The organism is Paraglaciecola sp. (genome assembly GCF_039964565.1).
GTDB lineage: Bacteria > Pseudomonadota > Gammaproteobacteria > Enterobacterales > Alteromonadaceae > Paraglaciecola.
In genome coordinates, this window is sequence record NZ_JBDVXF010000043.1 from 217,803 (window position 1) to 230,338 (window position 12,536).

General features: G+C 38.7%; 11 protein-coding genes. 6 read left to right on the plus strand and 5 right to left on the minus strand.

The annotated features are described in order from the left end of the window. Nucleotides 1-19: 19 nt before the first annotated feature. The 4 genes from ABJK37_RS19215 to ABJK37_RS19230 form a co-directional block, all read right to left on the minus strand. Nucleotides 20-853 carry a DUF4198 domain-containing protein gene (locus ABJK37_RS19215; RefSeq protein ID WP_348357259.1) on the minus strand — a complete coding sequence of 278 codons (834 nt, stop codon included), beginning with the start codon at nt 851-853 and terminating at the stop codon, nt 20-22. Nucleotides 854-883: 30 nt separating this feature from the next. Next, nucleotides 884-1,411, minus strand: coding sequence for a DUF2271 domain-containing protein (locus ABJK37_RS19220; protein WP_348357261.1), 528 nt, complete (start codon nt 1,409-1,411; stop codon nt 884-886). A 93-nt stretch (nt 1,412-1,504) separates the two neighbouring features. Continuing rightward, nucleotides 1,505-2,104 carry a PepSY-associated TM helix domain-containing protein gene (locus tag ABJK37_RS19225; protein WP_348357263.1) on the minus strand — a complete coding sequence of 200 codons (600 nt, stop codon included), beginning with the start codon at nt 2,102-2,104 and terminating at the stop codon, nt 1,505-1,507. Between the two features lie 53 nt (nt 2,105-2,157). After that, nucleotides 2,158-4,482 (minus strand): TonB-dependent receptor, encoded by a 2,325-nt coding sequence (locus tag ABJK37_RS19230; RefSeq protein ID WP_348357425.1) that lies wholly within the window; start codon nt 4,480-4,482, stop codon nt 2,158-2,160. A gap of 564 nt (nt 4,483-5,046) precedes the next feature. Between ABJK37_RS19230 and fur the strand changes: the two genes are divergently transcribed. Continuing rightward, on the plus strand, nt 5,047-5,472 hold the full coding sequence (fur, locus tag ABJK37_RS19235) for a ferric iron uptake transcriptional regulator (protein ID WP_348357265.1): 426 nt from the start codon (nt 5,047-5,049) through the stop codon (nt 5,470-5,472). Between the two features lie 511 nt (nt 5,473-5,983). Here the strand turns inward: fur and ABJK37_RS19240 are convergent. Then, on the minus strand, nt 5,984-7,225 hold the full coding sequence (locus ABJK37_RS19240; protein WP_348357268.1) for an ATP-binding protein: 1,242 nt from the start codon (nt 7,223-7,225) through the stop codon (nt 5,984-5,986). Between the two features lie 759 nt (nt 7,226-7,984). Here ABJK37_RS19240 and ABJK37_RS19245 point away from each other — a divergent pair. The 5 genes from ABJK37_RS19245 to ABJK37_RS19265 all read left to right on the plus strand — a co-directional run bounded on the left by ABJK37_RS19245 (nt 7,985) and on the right by ABJK37_RS19265 (nt 11,931). Further along, nucleotides 7,985-8,839: a MipA/OmpV family protein gene (locus tag ABJK37_RS19245; RefSeq protein ID WP_348357270.1), complete on the plus strand. Its 855-nt coding sequence runs from the start codon at nt 7,985-7,987 to the stop codon at nt 8,837-8,839. A gap of 18 nt (nt 8,840-8,857) precedes the next feature. Then, a complete protein-coding gene (locus ABJK37_RS19250; RefSeq protein WP_348357272.1) occupies nt 8,858-9,295 on the plus strand; it encodes a DUF3019 domain-containing protein in 438 nt (145 codons plus the stop codon). Between the two features lie 26 nt (nt 9,296-9,321). Next, complete coding sequence (locus ABJK37_RS19255; RefSeq protein WP_348357427.1) at nt 9,322-10,011, plus strand: response regulator; 690 nt, start codon at nt 9,322-9,324, stop codon at nt 10,009-10,011. Between the two features lie 20 nt (nt 10,012-10,031). After that, nucleotides 10,032-11,315, plus strand: coding sequence for an ATP-binding protein (locus ABJK37_RS19260; protein ID WP_348357274.1), 1,284 nt, complete (start codon nt 10,032-10,034; stop codon nt 11,313-11,315). 214 nt (nt 11,316-11,529) lie between these two features. Then, nucleotides 11,530-11,931: a hypothetical protein gene (locus tag ABJK37_RS19265; protein WP_348357276.1), complete on the plus strand. Its 402-nt coding sequence runs from the start codon at nt 11,530-11,532 to the stop codon at nt 11,929-11,931. Nucleotides 11,932-12,536: the final 605 nt, after the last annotated feature.

The window sequence follows — 12,536 nt, forward strand, 5'->3', positions numbered from 1 at the left end:
GGGAACATTAAACCAATAGTTATTCTGGTAACACAGAAAAAGTTGCGCCATAACTACCTGTTCTTTTGGTGGCTGGGGCTTGAGCAAGTTCATCTTCAAATTCAGCTTCAAGCAAGTACATACCCGCTTCTGGCCATGTGACATTCACGTAACCTTTTTTATCCGTGACTAGGTCAATTTGATTTTGTTCGTTACGGTAGCGTGTATTACCCTTCACAAAAGCTAATTTAACGCCCACAGCTGGTTTACCTTGGAATATAAATTGGAATTTAGCCGTTTCGCCAACAAATAAATCATTTGGATGTGTAACAGGTACTAACTCTAGACCTGAGTTGGAGGGGTTAAATACTTTGTTGCTGGGTTCTCCCGCTGTGACAAATGTTTCTAAGGTTCGGTAACTTTGTGATACTTGTAACTCATCAGCATTTTGGGGAACTGCTGTAGCAAAGTCCGCATCATTAGCGGTTTGTCCTCGTCCTGGCCATCTTTTACGATTACCTTCTTTATCTTTCCAAGATGCACGTAAACCACCAGAAGCATAACCAATTTTGTAAGTTCCTTCAGTCACTAGATTTAAGTCAAAAGTTGTGCGGTATTTTCCTGTATGGGCATTTTCCACGTCAATTAAGTTGCCATTTGGATCTGTCACCTTTAACCCTTTTACTCGCAATGGTACATGTTCTGGGACAAACAAAGAGTTTGACACCGCAGCGTCAAATGTTACCCAAGGAGCGTCACCAGACAAGTTAGTACTACTCGGCACTATCCAAGCTCTATGGGCAGAAGCATTAAAACTTAATCCTATGAGCATGCCCATAGAAATTAACACTTTAAACGGTCTAGATATTTTCATTATTCGATTCCTTTATTTTATTAAAATTTGTTAATTAAGCTGAATATTTACATTGCCCAATTCTGAGCTGCCCTTGGCTGATTTAGGATAATCACTGGCTTTAGGTGGCCAAAACAAAGGTATGTTAATGACCTCTTTGCCACCGACTTCTCTAGACGCTTCTATGCGTAATTGATAATCACCTGAGGGTATACTTGATAAGTGTTTTGCATCTAAATCTATCGACAATCTATGTTTACCAGGACCTTTGGTTGCTGACGTTAAACCATCAAATGGCTGTTCGGCTTTTCGGCCAACACGTCGCCACCATTGGCGAATGTCTTTCAACCATTTTTTCCCTTCATTGTCTTTCATATCCAAGTCGTACCATAAGGCAACTTGTGTTGCTCTGCGGTTGCTGTCTTCTAACCAAACCGCTACGTAGGGTTTATGATATTCGGCCACATTCATACGAGGAATTTCTATTTCCACCGATAAACTATTATCAGCGGCATAACTAAAACCACCAAAAGCAAGACTATAAACAAGGGATAAACGTAAAAAAATTTTGGACTTCATGCATTTTCCTTACAAATATTTAAGCTTAATAGACCCAATAAAATACCAAGGCATTTAAAATAAACGCACCTAGCAAAACACTGTTATTAACGCTTAATGTAAACTGGTTAAAATTATAACTAAGGGTAAAAGTACGCCTAACGCCACTATTGGCCAGGTAGACAAGCGAAATGTTGATTGTTTATAGAGCAACCATAAACCACTTAAACAAAATACAATTGAACAGACTGCAAAAATATCTATAAACCAAACCCAAGCAGTATTGGTATAACGACCTTTGTGTAGATCATTAAAAAATGAAATCCAACCTCGGTTAGTTTTTTCATAAATTAATTCACCACTTTCAATATCGATTGAAAGCCATGCATCCACACCAGGGTTGGGCATTGCTAAATAAAATTCGCCGTCATTCAGTTCACCCACTAACCTGGCAGAAATATCTAGTTGATGTTCGGACGATAAGTACTGCCTAATATTGTTAGGCAGAGTATCTTCATTTTTAGCAGTGGTTTGCCAAGCTTGTAACATCACTTCAGGGATACTCGCCTCTATGGTGGTGATATCTGAATTAGCAGGAATATCCGCCGCATGGTTAAGTGTTATGCCAGTCCACGAAAAAAATAACATGCCCACAATACAGATGGCTGCACTTATCCAATGCCATTGACGAGCGTTACCTAGAGCTAATTTCATTGTGTATTCAATATTCCTCAAAATCAGGGGCAAAAGCCCCTTTCGAGCATTAGTTAAAAAGTAGCGTTAAGACTAACCCAGAAACTACGTGCTTTATCTTTGATATTGTAATCATCGGTAAATATAACTTCATTGTCATCGTCTAAGTACTGACCGTCATTAACTAATTCAACATAGTCCGTAGCATACGAAGTAAAGTCTTTATCAAGTAAATTGTTAACTCGTAAATTTACACTGACACTATCGGTAAACTTATAGCGCGCACCTAAATTTAGTGCATTGTAACTTTTGTAATATAACGCTCTATCTAAAACACTATCCCAATCTCTGTATCGATCTGAACGAATTTCAAATTGGAGATAGGCATTAAGTTTTTCAGTTATTGACCAATTAGTTGAAAGATTAGCCATGTGCTCTGCAGTGTTAGTTAATGGTTGACCTGCACTAGAACCACTTTTTTGCTCGCTATCTGTCCATGTGTAATTAGCACTAACATTCCAATCTTGGTTAACTACAATTCGCCCCGCGACTTCAACACCCTGAAGGTCAACTTTGTCAATATTAATTTTTTGGCTATAAGTGGTATAACCTAATGAATCATAAGCACCTAAGTTTACACAAGGACGAACATTATTGGTTGCTATACAGCTTTGAATTGTATCGCCACGGGCAATTTTATCTTTAAATTTAGTATTAAAGTAAGTGATGTTAAAGTTGTGACCTACAACATCATCACTCCAATATAAAGCAATCTCACCATTTACACTTGTTTCGGGTTGAAGGTCTGGGTTTCCTGCGAAGGGAGACGTGCCTTGGCCGCCAAAACCTGTAATGCCGTCATAAAGGTCCGTTGTTTGAGGCGTTTTAAAACCAGTACTTACACCACCTTTAATTGTCCAATTACCGGATAAGGTGTAAACAGAATATAAACGAGGAGACACATTACTACCAAACACGTCGTGATTATCATATCGAACACCAGCGGTAATGGTTAATGGTTCAATAACTGTCCAGTTGTCTTCAATAAATAATGCATACATATTCTGTTCTTGTACGCCATTTGCTTCACCTTCTTCCATTCCGAATACACCGTCAAGTAACTCGCCGCTAGTTACTTGAGTACCAACAACTAGATTATGGTTACCGGCTAGATTATCTAGTGGAATATCTAAACGCGCGTCTAATGTATATTGGCTGCTTTCCAATGGACGTTGATTTCTAGGTAAAAAAGTTTCAGCCGCTAACGCTTTGCGTGTTTCTTCGTCCATTCCTGCGTATGCTGCATCGGTGCCATCATACATTTCTTGCAATAATTGACGCTCAGCAACACTTAATGGCATTGTACGACCATTGTTTTGTGTATCTACATAGGATAAAGAAATAAATGAACGGCCAAAGTCCCACTCACCGTTATAACTTAATGACCACCATTGACGATCAAATTCTTGATCAGCAGCATAACCAGCACGAGGAGAAACCGCTCCACGTGATGTGCGCCAAATTGATTCAATATTGTCTTTAGTACCTAATGGGTAGCTAATTTCACCACTTTCGATATCGTAGGTGGGTGTATTATCGTATTTTTGTTGAGAATTATCGTAATCAAAGCGCACGTCGTGGTCTTTAGCTGGTGTAAACAATAATGAGAAACCATATTGTTTATTGGTATTATCAACTGTTTTACCCCCACTTCCAAAACCCAATGATCGATAATGTACGTCACCATTTGGATCTGTCGCTGGTTCAAATTCTGGTGAAGACGCCAAACGTTCGTATACACTGCCGCGTAAACTTACGTCTAATACACCTTTAATTAATGGACCCATTACAGAGAAGTCAGTCGTAATGTCATCACCAAATTGGTCATCACTTTGCAGGCTACGGCCAAACGTTAAGGAGCCTGACCATTTACCGTGGGACTTTTTAGTAATGATATTAATTGCGCCACCTAAAGCATCAGCACCATAAAGGGTCGATGCTGGACCACGGATCACTTCAATACGTTCAATAGCATCCATTGGTGGAATATGTCCAAATGCATTGCCGCCGAAGTTATTTGGATAAATGTCACCATGGTTATTTTGACGTTTACCGTCAACCAATATCAATGTGTATTCACTCGTGAGGCCTCGCATACTAATAGAGCCTTGACCGGTTTTATCACGGCTAGAACCAACATCTACACCTTCTTGATATTTAATGGCATCAAGCAGTGTGGTGAAGGGGCGACTACGAATATCGTCTTCCGTAATAATAGAAATACTGGCTGGAGCAGCGGTTAGTTTTTGTTCAAAACCAGTAGCGGTAACAACTATTCGTTCTAGTGACGACTTAGTTTTACTTTCCGCATTATTAGTTTCTTGTGCATTAACATTCATACCAAATGCCATGGCAATACATGTTGCTAGGGTTTGATACTTAAACAGCTTACTCATTGAAGTTCCTTATAGTGTGTTCTGTACGTGTAAATGTTGAATCAGGAATTTGAAGGGCGGATACTTTAAAAAACATGGCAACAAATGTCAATCTAAATGATAGTGATTCTTATTTGTATTAGCGGGGGGGGGTAAATAGACTAAATTACAATACGATTTTGGTGTATTAAACTTATTGAGTGCTTATCGCGAGAGAATGTTTTGCCTTAATAAAGACGTTTCCATAACAGGTATTATCGAAGAGTCAGAAATACCCATACTTCAAAAATACCCCCTGATTTACAAAGTGACTAATGAAATGTCATTAACCGCTTGAAAATATGATGACTTGCTACTTATAGACTTTAAAAAGTAATTTGTTTTCTTGAGCTTATAAAATTATTGCAAATAATAACGATTATCATTTGCAATTGACTGGCAGTTGTCGTTACACTCTGTCATTAATTAACCAATAGCTGTGAGTAAATTCAACTAACTGCTCAGGTTAAGGATGATGAGAGGCTTATAATGGAACAAAATAGAGAACTAAAAAAAGCGGGGCTAAAAGTGACTCACCCTCGTTTGTTGATCCTCAATATTTTACAAGATCCCGCCCACCAACATATCTGTGCCGATACCGTTTATAAATTGTTATTGGAAGCAAAAACTGATATTGGTCTAGCCACGGTTTACAGAGTACTCAACCAATTTGATGATGCAGGAATAGTTGAGCGTCACCATTTTGAAGGGGGGAAATCTGTATTTGAATTAAGTAACAAAAATCATCACGATCACTTAGTGTGTTTAAAATGCGGCAAAGTTATCGAGTTCGAAGATGACATAATTGAACAACGTCAGAAAGACATTGCCGTTACAAATAAAATGAATCTTACCCATCATAGTTTGTATTTATATGGCGAGTGCAAAGACGGTTGTAACGAGAATATTAATTAATGAGGTAGCGTTTAGCTTACTAAGTCGTTTTTTGTGCTGCTCTTGGTTGCTTATTTTCTGTTAACAGCAAAACACCTATTTCTGAACAGCGGCCAACACAAGCGACCTTAAACTGATATCACAAGAAGTCGAAGACATAGTCGTGTTTTTAGGCACTTTAATCTATGGCTGGTCACAATAAATTAGGGCTCCTAATAATTAGTTAGACCTGATAGGGGACAGCCAATGAAATGACGATGTTTTGCTCCGTGGCGTATAATTTATAAAACCAAAAACCATTAAAAAAGCCCGCAGACTATAAAATCTGCGGGCTTTTTTTGTTTTTAGTTTATGTGACTAAGAGTAGCTACATAGTTAATTTCGACTACATCATGCCGCTCATCGATGTGTATACCATTGCTAATAAATGAAAAATATAAAGCTTTGGAAACGGTACCCCGCTTTATACCCCCTTCAATAATGCAACCTGATGACAATGCAAATCTGGCAATAAAATACCTATCACATTAGACTATCTACCCCATAATGATGATAACGGTGCTGCCCAAATGTTTTCACCGAGTGGCATAGTTTCGGTACCGTCATATAACAACAGGCCTGTTTTAAAACGATTACCAGCGAGCCCTGCCAACTTTTTTAATCCTTTTAAGTCTTTCTCGGTAACAGTGGCTGACGCTTTGACCTCAACCCCAACAATATCCCCTAACGTATTTTCAATTACAAAATCTACTTCAACTTTATCAGTATCTCGGTAATACATAATGCGATAATTACCGTCAGAATTTGTAGTATGTTTAAGAAGTTCGCCATAAACAAATGTTTCAAGTACATTGCCGAATCGAGTTTTATCTAGTTGAATTTCATCTTTTGTTAAATCAAGCAGTGTGCTCAACAAACCTGAATCAATAAATTGTAGCTTTGGGGTTTTGACGACACGATTGAGCCGATTACGAGACCAAACGTCTATTCGTTTTAGTAAATACATTTGCTCAAAAATGCCGATATATCTGGATGTTGTTTTACCATCAAGGCCTACTTGACCGCCAAGTTTACTATAATTACACATTTGACCTACAGTCTGGCATAGCGCACTTAGAAAACGAGGTAATTGATCAAGTTTATCAATATTTGCAATATCTCTAACATCCCGCTGGATAATAGCGTCAATGTACTGTTGTGACCATTTGGCTCGTCTGCGACTTGTTTTTCGTGCCACTGATTCTGGATAACCACCTTTTAGAACACGATCAACAAGCTCAGCACCGACTGATAGCTGCGCAGCCTCAAGAATGTGCCCTTGAAATGCGTTATCGATCCAATTAGCAGTTTGTAGCTCTATTTCGCTTTGAGACAGAGGTAATAAAGATAAAGTTTCCATTCGTCCGGCCAACGAATCAGCAACCTTTGGCATTGCCATTAAGTTTGCTGATCCGGTAAGCAAGAATCGCCCTGGACGCCTATCTTCATCTACACTCTTTTTAATCGCTAATAGTAATTCTGGAGCGCGTTGAATTTCATCAATAACAACCTTGTCTATGTCTCTTATCATGCCAACTGGATCGTTTTTAGCGGAAAGAAGTGTTAACTGATCATCTAATGTCATGTACTTGATTCCCTGCTCAACCGATACTTGCTTAATTAGGGTTGTTTTGCCAGCCTGACGTGGTCCCGCTAGTAAAGTTACGGGTGTATCTTGCTGTGCTTCGAGTAGACGAGGCTTGATGAGTCGAGAATACATATCTATTTTATCCACAATAACATTCCTCGATAATTTGGGATTATACTAACGTAAATTACGGATTTAAACTACTTGCATTTCGGAATATAGGCTGTTGAATTCTGGCGGGACTAAGCTAATTAACCGCAGTGATAAATCTTAAAAAACAAAGATCATATAAGATTTTGACTTACTTTAATCCATTAAAAAAGCCCGCAGACCATAAAATCTGCGGGCTTTAAAGTGTTCACATTGCATGCTTATGCAATGTTATGCACGGCTATGCAATTACATCATGCCGCCCACAAAGAGGCTATCTATTCGTTTTTATTAAGTAAATTACATGGGAATTAGTTTCGATACCCCAACTTATACCCCTAACTGTTTAATGAAATAATACTATTTCAAGCATGTTTACTCTATTGAAAACAGAGCGTTACACTACTTACTATTTCATTCATTTTACTTTCGTTTAACCTTTATTCCGTAACAAGTATATCCTTTTGTCACAATGCAAATAACCTCTTTAAAATAGATAAAAATAAGATTTAATAAAAACTGAATTTCATCCTAAACCTCTATAGAATCATACAGCTGTATAGCTTTTAAAGGCTTAGCATGCGAGTGAATATCTATTTACTGCATTAATCTAGTGCATCACAATAAGGAAGTTATCTGCTGTAATTACAACCTACTTCAATTGCTACATTTTGTTACAGATGATGGATCTTGTTACGTCAATATTCTTTTTACATCGACATAATGTAATCAATTTCAACAACGCAGATAAAACTCATGAATAATAACAAAATAAACAAATCTCTTTTTCCGCAATTTTCTTTGGCCGCAATAATGTTTGCCGGCGCTAGTTTATCTAGTGCCAGCTATGCAAATGATATTTCCCATAAATTACGAGATGCTAGAGGAGAACAAACGACTACCGAAAACTACTTTGAATTGGGACTGGAATTGGCTACAGGTATAGCACCAAGCTTAACTGATGACGATGATAAATGGGCCGGAGGCTATGCTGTTGTCAACGGTAACTATACGTGGAATAACTTATTTATTGAGAAGTATGGTGAAAGCGGTGAAGGGCTTATACTTGGATACAATGCTTACGAAAGTGAAAATTGGTCATTGGATCTTGTTGTCGGCCCCAAATTTCGTGGTCTAAATTTCGATGATAAGTTTAATGATCTTGATGAAAGAAATACAAGTGCCATGTTGGGCGGCCGTTTAACCGGTTATCTAGGAGACAACGTATTACAATTTACGCTAAAACACGATATCAGTGGTAGTAGTGAAGGTACGCTGGCATCGGCTTTAGTGGGTCGCAATTGGCAAGTGAGGAATTGGAATTTTCATGGTTTAGTTGGAGTGCATTTTTTTGATAGCAAGATCAATGACTATTACTATGGGGTTTCTGAGGCAGAAGCGTCACGTACACAATTTACTGAGTACCAACCGGGTTCTAATGTTAACTTTAGCGCTGAAGCTGGGGTAACTTATCCAATCTCAGAAGAATGGGTTTTTCGCAGCACAGTACGGTTTAGCTCCGTATCAGATGAGGACATGAATAGTCCCTTATTTGAAACTACCCGTTCAACAAAAATGTCATTAAGCACCAGCGTAAGCTATGTCTTTTAAAAGAGTAAGAGATTAATTATGCATACTTTATTCCTCATAAAAAAAATAAAACCAACCTGGCTTGCAAGGTCTTTGGTCTTGCCTTTGTCGATAGTGATGCATAGCAGTGTTTATGCTTCATCAACTGATAGTATCAATACCGTACAATTGGAAGTAACGCCAAAGCCTTGTGTCGCATTACGTAAAGGTCAAAAATGTTATCTCGAAGTGACTTTTAACTGGCGACATCCTAAAGTTAGCAATTATTGTCTTGTTAATTCAACGACGAGCAAAACAATGAAGTGTTGGCAACAACAAGCTAAAGGGGAGTTCAGCTTTGATTTTCAATCAAAGCTGAGTAATAACTTTGTTTTACGTAAACAAGAATCATCAATAGATATCGCCCGAGCCACAATTCCCGTGGCTTGGGTATATAAATCATCAAAACGCGCAAAATCAACTTGGAGACTATTTTGACCGAAAGCATTTCTGGCAAGCATATTATGTTGGTAGAAGACGATATGTCGCTAGCCGAATGGTTTGGCGACTATCTGGGTGAGCAGGGTTACTTGGTAACGCTGGCAACCAGAGGAGATGTTGCCATTGAGTTGATTGAATCCGATCAACCTGACCTAGTGATATTGGACATCATGTTACCAGTCAAAGATGGTTTTGAAGTTTGTCAGGCTATCCACCCATTTTATCACGGTCCCATTTTAATGATGACGGCTCGTGATCATGAAACTGACGAAGTGCTAGGGCTAGAGCTAGGCGCTGATGATTATGTGGTTAAACCAGTCAAACCAAGGGTATTACTGTCACGGATCAAGGCGCTTTTCCGGCGTTCTACTTCTTCAAAAGTAGCAGCAGAAATAGATCCAAATAAACTTACCTTAGGTCAGCTCTGCATTGATGCAAATTCTCGTACTACTATGTTGGCAGGCGCTAAAGTGGCTATTTCGTCGAACGAGTTTGATGTGTTATGGCAACTTGCCCAGTCAGCAGACAACCTGGTTAGTAGAAAAGAGCTAGTAATCCAACGCAGAGGTATTGATTATGATGGTTTTGATCGTTCGATCGATATTCTGGTGTCAAGAATTCGAAAAAAACTTGGCGATGACGCTAGCAATCCCTACAGAATAAAAACCGTGTGGGGTAAAGGCTATCTATTTGTTAAAGACGCTTGGGAGTAAACCATGTCTAAGAGTATACAGTGCCCAAATTAACCTTATCTCTGCTATTGGTAATATTACTGGCAGTTATAGGTATAGGTGGCGCACTGGACAATTTGTTTAACCAATATCAAACACAGCCAAACAAAATATCTGATGAATTATCGGCCTATCATCAATTAGGGACATCTTTGGCTGCCACCATAGATAAGCAACAAGACCCTCAACAATTAATCAATAGCTGGCAGCAGAAAAGTGATCTTTCAGTGACACTCGTGCACCTTGATGATTTCTTTTTACCTGACTCATTAAGAAGTGCCTTTTATGCGGGAGAACCACTTGAGTTTGAATCGGATAATAATATTTCAATCCACTTTATTGTTCCTTCCCAGAAACAAGTTTTGATCTTTAGTATTCCTCCTGTTGTTAAAGCAAGTAACCCAAGTACGTTACAGCTACTGTTAACCATCGTTTTCTATTTAGGTATTTTAATGGTCGTGCTTATTTGGCTCTCGCCGTTAATTAGACAACTTAGGCAATTAAGACAAACCACCAAAGCGTTTGGCGAGGGACAGTTACAACAGCGAATTAATGTTAAGTCAGCCTCTTATATCGCCAGCATTGAAAATGAATTTAATCACATGGCTGAGCGGATTGAATCGCTGATCAGCGATAACAAACTACTTAGTGATGCCGTAGCCCACGATTTACGAACTCCTTTAGCAAGGTTACGTTTTGGGATAGAAATTTTACAAGAAACAGAAGAACCAGAAACGAGAGAAAAGTACCAACATCGCCTATCTCGAGATATTGATGAAATGGAGCGGTTAGTCAACGTATTGTTAAATTACGCACGGATTGAACAATCAATGCTGGCGGCTAAGCTACAAAAAATCAACTTAAACGAACTGATCAGTCAATGCGTGGGCGCGATAACGGATAGCAACAAAATCATTAATTGGCATGCTCAATCTGATGCAATGATTAACGGCGATGCGAATTACTTAAGTATGCTGATCAATAATTTGCTTGGTAATGCTCTGCAATATGCTCAGAATGAAATTACGATGACTGTTGAAAAAAGTGACTCAACTTTACAACTTCTTGTGAGTGATGATGGCCCTGGCATTCCAAAGGAAAAACGCAGTGAATTGTTGAAACCCTTTATGCGTGGAGATCAGGCTCATGAAAAGTCTGGCTATGGCATGGGTCTAGCCATAGTCGCAAAAATAGCCCAATTACATGGTGCAACATTTGATATTAGTGATTCAGAAGCGTTGGGGGGTGCTGAATTTCGTGTGACTTTCAACGAATCCCTCAAGTAATAAAACCTAATATTTACAATATTCCCGTACACTTGTAAACGTATAGGGGATACCTAATAAACCTTCCTAAAAACCACCTATATTAATGATCAGTTGTCTTCACCTTCGTTTATGTTTTTTATTTATACACTTTGTTACAGATGATGGAACTTGTTACGTCTCGTTTTTTTATTTTTATATAGTGATCTCACTTCAAAAATAAAGGAAATAAAAAATGACAAACTACATCAACACATTCAATGGAAAAATGAACAAACTAAAATCAGCCATTATGATCACTTCTATAACGCTCGCACTATCTGCTTGTGGCGGCGGTTCAGCACCTGAAGTAACACCTAGTGTTCATGTACCAGTTTCTACAGCTTCGACAACTACACCCGTTGCTTTCGACTATCAAACAGTCATTGATGAAATGGTTTCCGGTATCATTCCTGGTGTCGTATTATTAATCGAGTCCCCTGAAAAGAGGTTCTTAGGTAGTGCTGGGCTTGCAAACAGCGAAAACCAAAATCCGATGCAGGTATATTACACCATGCCAACAGCCAGTGCAGGTAAGCCAATGATAGGATTACTTGCAGTACAGCGCCTGTTTGTGAGAGCACTATGGATAATTTGATTGAAAAAGTACTGACTAACGAGCTTTAATAGCTGGCGCTTATCAAACGTCAGCAATATAGTTAAATTAAGACAATAAAAATGTTGTACACATATATAAATAATAAGAAAGCCCGAATAATGCTATTCGGGCTTTCTTTTGAACACGAGTTTTTTACACAGGATAAAACGTTTAGTACAAGGCGTTATGAGCGTAGCGTACGTTAGTTTGTACGTGAGCAAAATAACAACGACGTAATCAACGTTTTAGACCAGTAAAAAATGTCGGGTAAGGAGCAATCATTACTGATCGCCCCTCCCCTAAGAACCGTACGTGCGAGTTTCCCCGCATACGGCTCAAGCCTTTATAAGTCTATACCTGAATACAGACCAGCGACTTTATAATAAAGAGGGTGTCCGAGCAGTTACCTGCCCGGACTTTTTAAAGTAAGCCACATTCATTAGCTGCTATCATCAAGGCACTAAGTGCATAAATAACTTTAGCTAAATCAATAGTTACTACTGTTTTCAAATCGAACTTCATGGCAAAAGCCTCTAGTAAGATTTGGGCGCCCAAATAATAAAATTTGGCATTTATATACCGCCTTAGCCAAGGCGGTCGCAATG